Raw genomic sequence first — 14,784 nt, forward strand, 5'->3', positions numbered from 1 at the left:
TTGATGCTGCGCACACGTCGCCTCGCCTTCTCGCTTCCAGAACGATCCCATCGCTAAGTTCTACTGGTGCTCTTCGCGTCATTCGGAGAACCTTTTCGGCAACCTGGCGTGCTCGCGCGGTAAAGCGCGTTGCTCGCACAAAGACGTACGAAAAATCGGGAGGGATAGATGACCACGGCGGATCTGGCCGGCTCGACAGCCGATCAATTGGACGCTCCTAGCGCCGCAGCCAGGGACGCTCGCTCCTTGTCGGTCGACCATGCCGTTGCCGAGGTTGCAGCCCGCCTCGAGCGGCTTCCCGCAAGTCGCTATTTCTGGAAGATCATTATCCTCGTTTCCCTCGGCATCCTCGTTTCCCTCGGCGGCTGGTTCGAATACTACGATCTCATCTTCACGGGGTATATCGCGCCCGGCCTGACGAAATCGGGATTGCTGACCACCACGACCACGACCTTCTTCGGCTACACTGGAATTGCCGGCTTTATCGCCGCAACTTTTGCCGGGCTCTTCGTAGGAACTTTCTTCTGCGGCAGATTGATCGATCGGTTCGGCCGACGCGCGGCCTTCACCTGGTCGATGGTGTGGTATTCTTTCGCCTTGCTCATCATGGCGTTTCAGCACACGCCTGAGGGCCTGCTGGTCTGGCGCTTCGTCGCCGGGATTGGCATCGGGGTCGAGATCATCACGGTGACGACCTTCATCATCGAGCTCGTCCCCGGCCATATGCGGGGCAAGGCCATCGCACTGAACCAGGCAATCATGTTCACGGCGGCACCGATCGCCGCCCTCCTTTCATCCTGGCTCGTTCCGGAAACCTATTTCGGCCTGGACGGCTGGCGCTGGATCGTCCTGATCGGATCCACCGGCGCAATCGTGGTCGGCTTCCTGCGCGCCCGCCTTCCCGAAACGCCGCGATGGCTTGCACAGCATGGCCGATCGGAAGAAGCTCTTGGCATCGTCGAGCGTATCGAACAGCAGATTATACGCGAGACCGGAAATTCCTTGCCCGAGCCGGCGCGCATCCGGAACGCCGCTCCCGAGCGAGAGCCTCACTTTTTTGAACTGTGGACGGGCCCCTGGCGCTCACGAGTCTTGATGTTGCTTGTCTTCAATCTGTTCCAGGCAATCGGATATTACGGTTTCGCGAACTGGGTGCCTTCCTTCATGATCGCCAAGGGGGTCCTGGTCACCAAGAGCCTGCTCTATTCTTCGGCGATTGCGATCGCCAGCCCTGTCGGACCACTGTTAGCCATGATGATCGCCGATCGCATCGAGCGCAAATGGCTCATCGTAATTGCCGCTGCGTCAATCTCCGTCTTCGGGCTGGCGTTTGCTCAATCATCCGCGCCCTTCTTGCTCGTTACGTTCGGCCTCCTGGTCAATCTCGGCAACTCAATCATGTCGCTCAGTTTCCACACCTACCAGAACGAGGTCTTCCCGACTCGAATCCGGGCACGAGCGGCAGGCACCGTCTATTCGGTCAGCCGATTGACCGCCATGTTCTCCGGCTTCCTGATCGCCTTTCTGCTTCGAGACTACGGTGTGACGGGCGTGTTCGGTGCCATCGTGGGAGCCATGGTCGTGGTGATGATCGTCATCGGCGTATTTGGGCCGACAACGAATAACAAGTCGCTCGAAGAGATCGCCTAGGGCGGTCTCGCGCCACGCTGCAGCCGTTGCTGCCGAACGTCGAAGATCGAGAAACCAATGGCAACGGACCTAGCGGGTAGACCCCAAACATTGTTCGAAAAGATCTGGCGACCTCACGTCGCCACGCGGCGCGGCACGCGAAACCTGCTGACCATCGATCGCATCTTCCTGCACGATATGACGTCGATTCCGGCGTTCGAGCAGCTTCGCGAACGCAACCTCTCCGTCGCAGAAACAGCGCGTACCCTCGCCGTTATCGATCACGCGGTCGCGACCGCGCCTGGTCGAACGGAGGAGACGTATCCGGTCATGGCGCCGATGGTAAGGTCGTTTCGCCGGGAGGTGACTGAGTGCGGAATTCCGCTGTTCGGTCTTGGAGATCCGCAGCAAGGCATCGTGCACGTCGTTGCCGCGGAGCAAGGTGCCATCCTGCCGGGAATGACGGCTGTTTGCGGCGACAGTCATACCTGTACAAACGGCGCTCTGGGCGCGATCGCTTTCGGCATCGGAAGCACCGAAATCGCGCACAGCCTCGCCTATCAGGCGCTGTGGCTTCCTCAACCAAAAGCACTGCGTGTGACGATCGACGGCGTACTCGATCCTAGCGTGAACGGTAAGGACATCGCGCTTGCGATCATTTCCCGCTTCTCGACCGATGGCGGAACGGGCTGCGCAGTAGAGTACGCCGGCACCGCTATCCGCAGCCTTCCCTTGGAAGAGCGCATGACGCTATGCAACCTGTCCATCGAGTTCGGATCGCGGATTGGGTTGATTGCGCCCGACGAGGCGGTCTTCACCTACCTCAACGGCCGGCCGCAAGCACCAAAGGATTCGGCGTTTGACGCAGCCGTTGCATCGTGGCGCAGGCTTGCAAGTGATGACGATGCAATTTTCGACAAGGAGTATTCGCTACCGGCAAGCACGATAGCACCGATGGTGACCTGGGGCACGAGCCCGGAAGACGCGATCGCCGTCGACGGAACCATTCCACGCTTGTCCGACGCCCGCGATCAGGCGCAGAGATCGCGCTGGGAGCGTGCATTTTCCTACGTCAACTTGCGGCCCGGCGAGCCTATCGCGGGCACGCCGGTCGATGTCGCCTTTATCGGCTCCTGCACCAATTCACGTCTATCCGACCTTCGGGCCGCCGCCCGTGTTGTCGACGGACGAAAGGTTGCAGGAAGTGTGCGTGCGCTAGTGGTCCCCGGCTCCAGCGACGTAAAGCGACGGGCCGAGGCAGAAGGTCTCGATCGGATCTTCCGCGATGCAGGCTTCGAGTGGCACGAATCTGCATGCTCGCTTTGCGTTTCGCTTGGACCCGATAACGTCGGCCGCGGAAAAAGGTGCGCGTCGACCTCGAACCGCAATTTCGAGAATCGACAGGGTCCCGGTGCGATCACGCACCTGATGAGTCCGGCTATGGTGGCGACCGCGGCGATCACCGGCGAGATCACCGATGTCAGGACCCTCGCATGAGCGGGAAAATCACAATTATTCGTGGGATCGCCGCTCCCCTGCTCTGGGACAATGTCGATACCGACGCCCTCACCCCCGTTGCCCCTTACAAGCGGCTTGGCGGAGGACGTGACTGCTTACGTGAGGTTCTGTTCTACGAGTTCAGGTTCACCGCAGACGGCACACCAAAGCCTTACTTTGTTCTGAACGAGCCGCAATTCACAGGCGCCGCCATTCTGGTCGCGGGCGAGAATTTCGGCTGCGGCTCGTCGCGCGAGGTAGCGGTGTGGTCGCTGATTGACTACGGCTTTCGCGCGGTGATCGCACGCAGTTTTGCCGAGATATTCGAGCAAAATGCCTATAAGAACCACCTCCTGCCCGCGACCGTCGATGCCGAGACACATGCACGGCTGGTACAATCCCTGGATTGCCCGACCCCTCCGGTCACGTCGATCGATCTCATCCGGCAATGCATCACGATCAATGACCACAATGTCGGAGCATTCCGAGCCGACGAAATGGGCTTGGAGATGATCGTCAACGGCATGGATGAATTTGCGCTCACCGCCCGCTACGTGCCCGACATCCAGGCTACGCAGCGCCGGCTGGATGACGCATACCCTTGGCTCGACCCATACAAGAGGTCCTGAACGAACCTCACGGGCATCCTCATCGCATGCGTTCGCCACGAAATTTGGGCTAGCCAAAACTCTGCTCCCGGCTCAGAGTTGTCTGCCGCAAGCGAGACAACAGAACGCCGGCCTTCAAGCCGCGCCAGCCTTGGGAGATCGTCATGCAGGAGCACGCCCCCCGCGGAGCGGGGTCCCGCGCCATTCCGTTCGATGCCGCCAAGCTCGACCGTCTCATGGAGGCCGCCGGCCTCGACCTCGTGATCGCGACCTCCAAGCACAACGTGCAGTATCTGCTGGGCGCCGAGCGCGCGATCTTCTTCGACTACATGGACGCGCTCGGCGTCAGCCGCTATTTGCCGATCCTGGTCTATCCCAAGGGCGCACCTGAGAAAGCGGTCTATGTCGGCCACCGGCTGGAGACCCATCAGCGCGCGGTCGCGCCGCCCTGGGTGCCGCAGGTCCGGACCGAATCCAATGGTTCGGTGGACGCCATTGCGCAGGCTGCGGACCTGATTCGGCAGGCCGGCGTGCCATTGAAGCGGATCGGGATCGAGATGCCGTTCATGCCGATGGACGCCGGGAAGGCGCTGGCCGACGCCCTGCCCGGTGCCGAGCTCAAGGATGCGGTGCTGGTGCTGGAGCGGCTGCGGGCAGTCAAGTCGGCGGAGGAATTGGCGAAGCTGAAGACGGCGTCCGAGCTCGTCGTCGCATCCATGCTGGCGGTCATCGCCGGGCACGGTCGGGGCACGACCAAGCGGCAATTGTCGGAGGCGTTGCGCCTTGCCGAAGCCAACCGCGGCCTGACCTTCGAGTATTGCCTGCTGGCCTGCGGCAGCAGCCACAACCGGGCGCCATCGGCGCATCACTGGGAGCAAGGCGAGGTGCTGTCGCTGGACTCCGGCGGCAATTATCACGGCTATATCGGCGACGTCGCGCGCATGGCCGTGTTGGGCGCGCCGGATGCGGAGCTGAAGGATTGTCTGGCCGAAATCGAAGCGGTCCAGCGCGCCGCCTTCGCGGCGGTCCGGCCGGGCGCCTTGGGCGGCGACATCTACGTCGCGGCCGAACGCCAGCTCGCCCAGATCACCCAGCGCGACTGCACCGATTTTCTCGCTCACGGCATGGGGCTCGTCAGCCACGAAGCCCCTCGCCTGACCGCCAAGGGTCCGATTCCCTACGACGACACCGACGCCCGTCAACCGCTCGAAGCCGGCATGGTGGTCTCGATCGAGACCACCATGAAGCATCCGAGGCGCGGCTTCATCAAGCTCGAGGATACAGTTGCGGTGACGTCGACGGGCTACGAAATTTTCGGCGAAGGTGGCCGCGGGTGGAATCTTGGCGGCAGCGCCTTAGGGTAGCGGCAGTTGATCGAGCTGGCGCTGCGCCTCTGACGACCGCCGCGAACCAGCTCTGGCTCGGCGTTTCCTTGGCGCAGCATTTCGCGCAGATCGAGATAATGCCGCTCGGCGCAGCCGCATAGGCGGGTGATGCCACGCCCTACTCTGCTGGCGTGAGCTGCTGCCCGCCGAGGCGCATCGCCGCGGTCTGGCGCGCGCGGACGCGGGCACGGCGCTTGCGCCACCAGATCACGACGCCGGTGACCGAGAGTGTCGCCACGACGAGGCCCATGATCGAGATCAGGATGCGGCCGAACAGCCCGACGATGCGGCCCGAATGCAGCGGGAATTGCGCCTGCACGAAGATGTCGGCAGCGGTGCCGACCCAGGGCAGCCGTTCGCCAATGGAGCGGCCATCCTCGCTGTCGTAATAGAGCTGGGCCGGGCCGACGCCGCCGGCGCCGTGATCGTCGCCAGGATGGAAAAAGGCGGCGGCATAGACGCCATGGGCCGGGTCGTAGCTGATCGCGCCGACCGGGGTGGTCCACCCTCGCCCCTTGCCGTCCGCCGCCGCGCGCGCCGCGATCTCGGCAAAGGTGACCTTGGGCTCGATGGGATCATCGAGATCGCGATAGGGCCGCTGCTCATAGGGCGTCGGGGTGTAGTTCGACACCATCTTCATCAGCGGCGAGAACACCTCGAAATAGAGGTTCAGCGAGAATGCCGTGAAAGCGATGACGAACAGCACGCCCCAGGTCCACAGGCTGAAGGCGCGGTGGATGTCGAAATTGATCCGGTAGGCGCTGCCGGAGGTCTTGATGGTCCAGGCCGGCGCCCAGCGCGCCCAGAAACCGCGCTCGAGCTGGCGCGTGACTTCCGGGGCCCGCGCCGCCTTGGCGCGCCTGCGCGAGGGCAGCGTCAGATACAAGCCGACGAAGCAATCGATGGTCCAGATGATGGCGATCACGCCGAGCACGCGCATGCCCCAGCGGTCGCTGCCCCAGAATTCCGGGATGTGCATGGTGTAGTGCAGCTTGTAGAGGAAGGAGACGAAATTCTCCCGCGTCACCGGCCATACCGCGCCCCAATAGCGCCGGCCGAGCTCCGCGCCGGTGTTGGGATCGAGGAAGACCTGATTGTAGTCGAGCGGGTAACGCTTGCCGGTTGCGGGATCGATCCGCGGCATGACGAAGAACCACAGTGAGTGGCCTTCCTCCGGCGTCATGAAGAGATAGACGACGCGCGCGCGGGGATCGCGCTGCTCGATCATCTTGGCGAGCTCGATCGAGGGAATCGCCGGACCCTTGCTGCTGACGTCGAACAAGCGGCTGTTCAGGACGTCATCGATCTCGTGATCCCACGAGATGATCGCCCCGGTGATGCCGGAGAAAAACAGGAATCCGGCCGTGAGCAGTCCCGCCCAACGATGCAGCCTGCCGAATATCGCCCTCATCGTGTTGCACTCTCATCAGCAGGGTCCGACTTCCCATCGCCGGACCGTCCTCGATTTCACCAGCGGTAGGTCAGCTTGCCGATCGCCTTGCGTCCCTCCGCATACATGCAGCCCGACAGGCCGTAGCACGCCGCGACATAGCGCGTGTCCGCGAGGTTGGTGACGTTCAGCGACAGCCGCCAATTATCCCTGGTGTAGGCAAGCAGCGCGTCCAGCACCGTGGCTGATCCAACCTTGAACGTGTTGGCATCATCGCCCCACGTCGCGCCGACATAGCGAATGCCGCCGCCGAACTGCAAGCCCGCCAATTGCCCGGTCTGAAGCGTGTAGTCGCTCCACAGCGACGCGCGGTTGAGCGGCACCGTGACCGGCGCCTTACCGACATTGACCGGATCCTGCGTAACCATGGCATCGACATAGGCATAGGCCGCGCGCAGGTTCCAGCCGTCGGCCAGCGACATCGTACCTTCGAGCTCGATGCCGCGCGACTTCACCTGCCCGATCTGTTCGTAAAAGGTGGTTGCAGGCATGTACACAGCGACATTGTCACGCGTCAGGTCGAAGGCGGCGAACGTGAACAGCGCATTCCAGCCCAGCGGCTGGTACTTGACGCCCACCTCGTATTGCACGCCGGTCTCGGGATTGAGCATCTGTCCTGACGGACTTGTCGCGAGCTGCGGCAGAAACGACTCGGAATAGCTGAAATAGGGAGCGATGCCGTTGTCGAAATTGTACATCACGGCGGCGCGGCCGGTGAACGCCGATGCGTCCTTCGACGTCGATGTATCGGCCGGGGGCAGATTGGTATCGAGCTGCGTCGTCACGAAATCCTGGCGCCCGCCGAGCTGGAACGAGAGCCGGCCGAGCTTGATTTGATCCTGCGCATAGAGGCCGAGCTGCGACTGCTTGACACCCTTGTTGTCGTACATTCCGCCGATGGCCCAGTCATAGCTGTAGACCGGATTGAAGACGTTGATCTCCGGCGCCGATGTCGTGACGGCAAACGCCGTATCGCGGAACGTGGTGTTGCGATAGTCGAGCCCGACCAGGGTGGTGTGGCTGAGGATGCCGGTGGTGAAATTGCCCTGGAGCTGATTGTCCACCGCGAAGGAGTTGATGTACGAATTGCTGTAGCTGCCGAAACGCCCCAGTTGTCCCGCCGCCTCGTCGGTGTATCCGGTGCCGTAAAAGGTCTTTTCCTCGTTGTGCTGATAGGCGTAGCGCAGGTTCTGCCGGAACGTGATGTTGTCGGTGAAATTGTGCGACAGCTGATAGCCGGCGGTCGCAATTTCGGTGTTGAACGCATTGAAGCTCGGCACGCCCGCGAAGAACGAGACCGGGATGGTGCGGCCGTTGTTCGGCCACACCGTGCCCGAAGCCGGCAGGAACTGAAGGCCCCACCCTGCCCGATCACGCTGGTAGTGGGCGAGCAGCGTGATCGTCGTGTCCTCGTTCGGCTTGAACGTGACAGCGGGCGCGATGAAGATGCGGTTGTCCTTGGTGAAGTCGACCTGGGTCTCGCCGTCGCGGATGACGCCGGTCAGACGCCATAGCACGGTGCCCTCCTTGTTGGCGGCGCCGCCCATGTCGAACTGGCCCTGATAACGGTTGAAGCTGCCGCCGGAGATTGAGACTTCGCCGAACTGCTGCGCGGTCGGCAGCTTGGTCACGTAGTTGAGGATGCCGCCGGTACCGCTGCCGCCATACATCGCCGACGAAGGCCCCTTGAGAATCTCGAGGCGCTCGGCCCCGTAGGGATCGAGGCCGTTGAAGTGCACGTAGTTGCTGGATGGAATCCGCAAGCCGTCGACGTAGAGGCCTGACATGGTGGTGTCGAAGCCGCGGATCTGGAGGGCGCCGAAGCGGGTGTCAGAACCGCCATTGACGTCGCCGCTGACGCCTGCGGTGTAGCGCAATGCCTCGCCGATCGAGACCGCGCCCTGGTTTTTGACTTGGTCGGTGGTGACGACGGACACCGATTGTGGGGTTTCGATCAGCGGCGTATCCGTCTTGGTGGCTGTGCCGCTCCTCGTGGCGACGAAACCGCGTACCGGGCCATTGGCGCGTTCGCCGGTGCCGCCGTTCGATGCCGATGCCGACTGGGTTGGCGCAGCCTGTTGCGCCGGACCGCGACGATTGGCCCGTGCGGTGCGTGTCGCCGACGACCGCCGGGACGAAGCAACCGCGGCCGGACGGCCGCGCTGCGTCGGCGCGTCGACAGTGACAGGTGGAATCTGCGTCTGGGCTTGCACGTCAGCGAACGGGACGGAGAGAGCAAATGTGCTGACTGCACCGAAGAAAAGAAGCTGGATCTGTCGGCGACGCGTGTCATCACGCGAAGAAGGTTGGAAATCGGTCACGTATTCGAGGCCCCACGCACTGCCGGCTTTGCCGGTATCGTTTTTTGATGCCCCGGCCTAGCTCAAGCTGTTTCGGAGTGCGATAGGAACGGCGTTAGAATCTCTCCAGACGTGTGCGCAGCAAGTGCGACGAATGCGCTCAGTCGCGATTCGGAATTTGGAATGTTTCCAGACAGACAAGAATCTGCCTGCCGGCAATATCTCGAAACGGCGTCAGCGATGCCGCAGCCGCCGGTTGACGCGGCGCGCCAGATAGTCGCCCGCGCTCTGAACGAGCTGTACCAACGCAATTAGCACGACGACGACGGCGAGCATCATCTCCGGCATGAAGCGCTGATAGCCGTAGCGAATGCCGAGATCACCTAAACCTCCGCCCCCGACGGCACCGACCATGGCGGAATAGCCGAGCAGGCTGACCACCGCGAGTGTCAGCGCCAGCAGCAAGCCGGGCAGCGCCTCGGGGATCAGCACCTTGAGCACGATCTGGATTGGCGAGGCGCCGAACGAGGACGCCGTCTCGATCAGGCCACCATCGACCTCGCGGATGGCGGCTTCGACGAGGCGTGCGATGAACGGTGTCGAGGCAATCGTCAGCGGCACGATCGCCGCGGTCGAGCCGATCGAGGTGCCGGCGACGAGGCGCGTGAACGGGATGATGGCGACGACCAGGATGATGAAGGGCGTGGAACGCGTCGCGTTGACGATGACGCCGAGCACGCCGTTGATGGCAGGCGCTGCAAACAGCTCCCCCTTCCGGCTGGTCGCGAGAAAGACGCCGAGCGGCAGCCCGAAGACGGTGCCGAGCAGCGCCGCGGTGCCGACCATGAACAGGGTTTCGCCCGTGGCCTGGATGATCAGGTTGATGAGTTCAGGCGACATGGCCGAGACGCTCCGCCGGGAATTGATATCGAGAAAGCCAGGCGAGCGTCCGCGTCACCGCGTCCTCTCCGCCAAAAACGCCAACGGGAATGCCGAGAACGAGTGAGCCGACGTGCTGACCGCTGATCTCGTCGATGCGCGCCGAGAGCAGTGCAACGTCGAGGTCGAGCTCACGGGCAAGCCGCGCCACCAGCGTATCGCCGGCGCCGGCGCCGCGCACCTGGACTCGGATCACGGCCTGCCCGCCTGCTGCCGGCTCCGGAACAATGCGGCTCGCCAGCGACACCGGCAGACTGTCGCCGATCACCTCCGCCAGGAAGGACTGCGTGATCGGGTGCCTGGGATGGGTGAAGATGTCGGCGACGTGGCCGCTCTCAACCACATGGCCGGCGTCGAGCACCACCACTTCCTTGGCGAGCTGACGCACCACCGACATTTCGTGCGTGATCAGCACGATCGTCACGCCCAGCTCGCGATTGATGCTCGCGAGCAGGTCGAGGATCGCGCGCGTGGTCTGCGGATCGAGCGCGGAGGTCGCCTCGTCCGACAGCAGCACACTCGGCCGCGTCGCCAGCGCCCGCGCGATGCCGACGCGCTGCTTCTGGCCGCCGGAGAGCTCCGAGGGATAGCGATCGTGCTTGTCGGCGATCCCGACCAGCGCCAGCAGCTCAGCGACACGGGCCTTGGTATCGTCCTTGCCCCAGCCGGCGATCTCGAGCGGCAGCGCGATATTATCGGCAGCGGTGCGCGACGACAGCAGGTTGAAATGCTGGAAGATCATGCCGATCGAGCGCTGCGCCAGCCGCAGCTCGCGCCCTGCAAGCGCCGAGATGTCTCTGCTATCGACGATGACGCGGCCCGTGGTCGGCTTCTCCAGCCCATTGATCAGCCGGACCAGGCTCGATTTGCCGGCGCCGGAGCGGCCGATCACGCCGGTGATGGAGCCGCGCGGAATCGCGAAGTCGATGTCTTGCAGCGCCTTGACTCCGGGCTTGCCGCGATAGGCCGGATAGGTTTTTGAGATGCCTGCGAACCGGACCATCGCGTCCGGCTCGGTCATGGCGGGTGACATCGCTTCAGGCGTCTGGATCGGCTGTCCGATCGCAGGCGATTGGTGGGCGTTCATGGCGGCGGCCTTCATGCACAATGGTCGCTTGCCCGCAAAAGCGCGCGGGAAGCCGGGTCGCATCACGCGACGGAGATGGAACCGCGATGAGGGCTCGGAAAGCGCGCTGCATCGCAGCACGCACCATCGCCCTTTCAGACCCTTCTTGCAATCTCAGATATTGGCGGGCAGTTGGACAAAGTTTTCCCGATCGCTCCTTGGCGAAGAAAAATCATCTGCCGGGCTGTCGTCTGATCCGAGCACGGCGGATCCGCACCGGCAGCCTTGTCATCGACCTCAGTTCGCGCCTTACCCATTGCGCCACCACGCATCCTCGACAGGCGGGGACCTTTGCGCCTATCTTTCGTCCCATGAGCCACGATCACGACCACCATCACCACGATCGTTCCGAACTGTCGGAAACCGAGCTGCGCGTGCGCGCGCTCGAGACGATCCTGACCGAAAAAGGCTACGTGGAGCCGGCCGCGCTCGATGCCATCATCGAGGCCTACGAGACCAAGATCGGCCCGCATAATGGCGCGCGTGTCGTCGCCAAGGCCTGGACCGATCCGGCGTTCAAACAGGCGCTGCTGGAGGACGGCTCAAAAGCCATCGGCACGCTCGGGCATGTCAGCCGCGTCGGTGACCATCTCGTGGTGGTCGAGAACACGCCGCAGCGTCACAACATGGTCGTGTGCACGCTATGCTCCTGCTACCCCTGGGAAATGCTGGGATTGCCGCCGGTCTGGTACAAGGCCGCGCCCTACCGCTCGCGTGCGGTGAAGGACCCGCGCGGCGTGCTCGCCGATTTCGGCGTCACGTTGCCAAAGGAGATCGAAATCCGTGTCTGGGATTCCACTGCCGAGACGCGTTTCCTGGTGCTGCCGAGGCGCCCGGAAGGCACGGAAGGCTGGAGCGAAGAGCAGCTCGCCGAGCTCGTCACCCGCGACTCCATGATCGGTACCGGCTTTCCCAAGACGCCGGGAGCGCCGTCGTGAACGGCGTGCACGACATGGGCGGCATGGATGGGTTCGGCAAGGTCGAGCCCGAAGCCAACGAGCCGGTGTTCCACGCAGCGTGGGAAGCGCGTGTCCTGGCGATGGTGCGGGCGATGGGCGCGGCCGGTGCCTTCAACATCGATACCTCGCGGTACTATCGCGAGACGCTGCCGCCGGACGTCTATCTGTCGAGCTCCTACTACAAGAAGTGGTTTCTCGGGCTCGAGGAGATGTTGATCGAGAAGGGCTATCTCACCAGGGAGGAGGTCGCTGCCGGCCATGCGATGCAGCCGGGAAAGGCGCTCAAGCACGGCAAGTTCGATCTCGCCAATGTCGAGCGCGTGATGGTGCGCGGCAAGTTCGCCCGCCCTGCCCTGGCCCCGGCGAAATTCAACATCGGCGATCGCGTGCGCGCCAAGAACATTCATCCGGCAACGCATACACGGCTGCCGCGCTATGTGCGCGGCCATGTCGGCGTCGTCGAGCTCAACCATGGCTGCCACGTGTTTCCTGACACGGCCGCGATGGAGCAAGGCGAAAATCCGCAATGGCTCTACACGGTCGTGTTCGAGGGCCGCGATCTCTGGGGAGCGGATGGCGATCCGACCTCGAAGGTCTCGATCGACGCGTTCGAGCCCTATCTGGATCCGGCGTGATGAGCCGTACGCTTGCGGCCGCCGCGACGGCGGCCATTCCGAGCATTCCCCGTGACGACGACGGCCCGGTGTTCCGCGCGCCCTGGGAGGCGCATGCGTTTGCGATGGCGCTCACCCTGCACGAACGCGGCGTGTTCACCTGGCCGGAATGGGCCGCCGCACTGGCCGACGAGATCAAGCGCGCGCAGGCGGCCGGCGATCCCGATACGGGCGAGACCTATTACCTGCACTGGCTCGCGACACTTGAGGGCTTGGTCGCAAGCAAGGGCGTGGCGTCGAAGGACACGCTGCACCGTTATCGGGATGCCTGGGACCACGCGGCGGATCGCACGCCGCACGGCAAGCCGATCGAGCTGCGGGCGGAGGATTTTAAGGGTTAGTGCTTCGTCCGTGGCGCGGGCGGTGCTTCCCAAACACAGCTGTCATCACCCGCGAAGGCGGGTGTATGACGCTTGTGGGAACGGGGAAGCCGCGGCGTACTGGACTCGCCGCCTTCGCCGGGGAATGACAGTGTTGCTCGAAGCCGCTATTTGCGCCCCGCCGCAAACTCCCGCCACCCCTTCGCGCGCAAGCTGCACGCCGGGCACTCGCCGCAGCCATAGCCCCACTCATGCTGCGCGCCGCGTTCACCGAGATAGCAGGTGTGCGACTGCTCGCGGATGAGATCGACGAGGCCGTCGCCGCCGAGATCGTGGGCCAGCTTCCACGTCGCGGCCTTGTCGATCCACATCAGCGGCGTATGCAGCTCGAAGGCTCTCGCCATGCCGAGCGCGAGCGCGGCCTGCATGGCGCGGATGGTCTCGTCGCGGCAATCGGGATAGCCGGAATAATCGGTCTCGCACATGCCGCCGACGATGTGGCTGATACCGCGTCGGTAGGCCAGCGCCGCGGCGAAGGTCAAGAACACCAGATTGCGCCCGGGCACGAAGGTGTTGGGCAGCCCGTCGGCCCCCATCGCGATCGCGACGTCCCGCGTCAGCGCCGTCTCGGACACGGCCGCCAGCGTCGGGATCGACAGAGTATGGCTGTCGCCGAGCCTTGCGGCCCAATCCGCGCGCAGGCCCTTGATACCCTCGAGCAGGCGGTCGCGGCAGGCGAGCTCGATGGCATGGCGCTGGCCGTAGTCGAACCCCAGCGTCTCCACGCGGGCGAAGCGGCTGAGTGCCCAGGCGAGGCAGGTGGTGGAATCCTGGCCGCCGGAAAACAGCACCAAGGCGGTCTGTGATGAAAATGCGTCACTCATGGTCCGCGCTTTAGCACTGCGCAGACCACTCGCCAATCGGTGGAAATCGGCCTGTTCCGCCGTGCTCCGCTGGGAACGGGCGCCCGCTTTTGGCATAAGGTTTGGGAGCCAGGAGACTGCCCCGCAATGACCCCTTCCCGCGACATCTCCCGCCTGATCGAGATCATGGCGGCGCTGCGCACGCCGGTGACCGGCTGCCCCTGGGATCTCGAGCAGGATTTCGCGACCATCGCGCCCTACACGATCGAGGAAGCCTATGAGGTGGTCGACGCCATCACCCGGGGCGACCTCGACGATCTGCGCGAGGAGCTCGGCGACCTCCTGTTGCAGGTCGTGTTCCACGCCCAGATGGCTGAGGAGCAGAATGCGTTCGCGTTTGGTGACGTCGTCGAAGCCATCACCCGCAAGATGATCCGCCGCCATCCTCATGTCTTCGCCGACAAGAACGGAAATCTCGCCTCCTCTCACGTCAAGGAAGTCTGGGACCGCATCAAGGCCGAGGAGAAAGCCGAGCGCGCCGCGCGCCGGCCGCCGGAGGACGGGCCGGCGCGCAAATCACTGCTGTCGGGCGTGAAGGCCGGCCAGCCCGCACTGACGCGCGCCATGGAGCTTCAGCGCAAGGCCTCCACCGTCGGCTTCGACTGGAACGATCCGCGCGCGGTCTTGCAAAAGATCCGCGAGGAAGCCGACGAGATCGAGGCCGCGCTCGACCGCAACGACAAGCAGGAATTGGCGGAGGAGACGGGCGACCTGATGTTCGCCCTCGTCAACCTCGCCCGCCATGTCGATGCCGATCCGGAAAGCGCCTTGCGGGCGACGAATGCAAAATTCGAGCGGCGCTTCGCCTATATCGAACGCGCGCTCGAGGCGCAGGGGCGCACGCTGGAGCAGGCCTCGCTCGCGGAGATGGATGCGCTATGGAACGAGGCGAAGGTCGACGAAAAGCCGGCGCCGGAGGGACGCAAAGAAGTTCGCCGTTAACCCAAATGTCGTCCTGGACAAGCGCGCCTCAA

13 protein-coding genes are annotated in these 14,784 nt (G+C 63.8%); 8 read left to right on the top strand and 5 right to left on the bottom strand.

The window, feature by feature from the left end:
- Positions 1–246 precede the first annotated feature (246 nt).
- The 4 genes from IVB12_RS08500 to IVB12_RS08515 all read left to right on the top strand — a co-directional run bounded on the left by IVB12_RS08500 (position 247) and on the right by IVB12_RS08515 (position 5,098).
- Complete coding sequence (locus tag IVB12_RS08500; RefSeq protein WP_247297690.1) at positions 247–1,650, top strand: MFS transporter; 1,404 nt, start codon at positions 247–249, stop codon at positions 1,648–1,650.
- A gap of 57 nt (positions 1,651–1,707) precedes the next feature.
- Positions 1,708–3,126 (top strand): 3-isopropylmalate dehydratase large subunit, encoded by a 1,419-nt coding sequence (gene leuC, locus IVB12_RS08505; RefSeq protein ID WP_247297651.1) that lies wholly within the window; start codon positions 1,708–1,710, stop codon positions 3,124–3,126.
- Positions 3,123–3,755: a 3-isopropylmalate dehydratase small subunit gene (gene leuD, locus IVB12_RS08510; protein ID WP_247297653.1), complete on the top strand. Its 633-nt coding sequence runs from the start codon at positions 3,123–3,125 to the stop codon at positions 3,753–3,755. The genes leuC and leuD overlap by 4 nt, the downstream gene beginning before the upstream one ends.
- Before the next feature lie 143 nt (positions 3,756–3,898).
- Complete coding sequence (locus IVB12_RS08515; RefSeq protein WP_247297654.1) at positions 3,899–5,098, top strand: Xaa-Pro peptidase family protein; 1,200 nt, start codon at positions 3,899–3,901, stop codon at positions 5,096–5,098.
- A 139-nt stretch (positions 5,099–5,237) separates the two neighbouring features.
- Here the strand turns inward: IVB12_RS08515 and fsrB are convergent, their stop codons facing one another.
- The 4 genes from fsrB to IVB12_RS08535 all read right to left on the bottom strand — a co-directional run bounded on the left by fsrB (position 5,238) and on the right by IVB12_RS08535 (position 10,910).
- The gene (fsrB, locus tag IVB12_RS08520) at positions 5,238–6,530 is read right to left on the bottom strand and encodes a siderophore utilization protein FsrB (RefSeq protein ID WP_247297656.1); all 1,293 of its coding nucleotides are present in this window, start codon (positions 6,528–6,530) and stop codon (positions 5,238–5,240) included.
- Between the two features lie 56 nt (positions 6,531–6,586).
- Complete coding sequence (locus IVB12_RS08525) at positions 6,587–8,890, bottom strand: TonB-dependent siderophore receptor (RefSeq protein WP_247297658.1); 2,304 nt, start codon at positions 8,888–8,890, stop codon at positions 6,587–6,589.
- Between the two features lie 213 nt (positions 8,891–9,103).
- Positions 9,104–9,769: a methionine ABC transporter permease gene (locus IVB12_RS08530; protein WP_247281095.1), complete on the bottom strand. Its 666-nt coding sequence runs from the start codon at positions 9,767–9,769 to the stop codon at positions 9,104–9,106.
- Positions 9,759–10,910, bottom strand: coding sequence for a methionine ABC transporter ATP-binding protein (locus tag IVB12_RS08535; RefSeq protein WP_247297660.1), 1,152 nt, complete (start codon positions 10,908–10,910; stop codon positions 9,759–9,761). The genes IVB12_RS08530 and IVB12_RS08535 overlap by 11 nt, the downstream gene beginning before the upstream one ends.
- A 335-nt stretch (positions 10,911–11,245) precedes the next feature.
- Here IVB12_RS08535 and nthA point away from each other — a divergent pair, with 335 nt between their 5' ends.
- The 3 genes from nthA to IVB12_RS08550 are packed head-to-tail and all read left to right on the top strand — an operon-like array spanning position 11,246 to position 12,908.
- The gene (gene nthA / locus IVB12_RS08540; RefSeq protein WP_247297662.1) at positions 11,246–11,872 is read left to right on the top strand and encodes a nitrile hydratase subunit alpha; all 627 of its coding nucleotides are present in this window, start codon (positions 11,246–11,248) and stop codon (positions 11,870–11,872) included.
- Complete coding sequence (gene nthB / locus IVB12_RS08545; protein WP_247297664.1) at positions 11,869–12,528, top strand: nitrile hydratase subunit beta; 660 nt, start codon at positions 11,869–11,871, stop codon at positions 12,526–12,528. Before nthA ends, nthB begins: the two co-directional genes overlap by 4 nt.
- Complete coding sequence (locus tag IVB12_RS08550) at positions 12,528–12,908, top strand: nitrile hydratase accessory protein (protein ID WP_247297666.1); 381 nt, start codon at positions 12,528–12,530, stop codon at positions 12,906–12,908. Before nthB ends, IVB12_RS08550 begins: the two co-directional genes overlap by 1 nt.
- Positions 12,909–13,054: 146 nt before the next feature.
- Here the strand turns inward: IVB12_RS08550 and queC are convergent, their stop codons facing one another.
- Entirely contained in the window at positions 13,055–13,771 is a 717-nt protein-coding gene (gene queC / locus IVB12_RS08555; RefSeq protein ID WP_247297668.1) for a 7-cyano-7-deazaguanine synthase QueC, read from the bottom strand.
- 126 nt (positions 13,772–13,897) lie between these two features.
- Between queC and mazG the strand changes: the two genes are divergently transcribed.
- Entirely contained in the window at positions 13,898–14,752 is an 855-nt protein-coding gene (mazG, locus tag IVB12_RS08560; protein ID WP_247297670.1) for a nucleoside triphosphate pyrophosphohydrolase, read from the top strand.
- Positions 14,753–14,784 lie beyond the last annotated feature (32 nt).

Origin of the sequence: Bradyrhizobium sp. 179, assembly GCF_023073535.1 — a bacterium.
Lineage (GTDB): Bacteria > Pseudomonadota > Alphaproteobacteria > Rhizobiales > Xanthobacteraceae > Bradyrhizobium.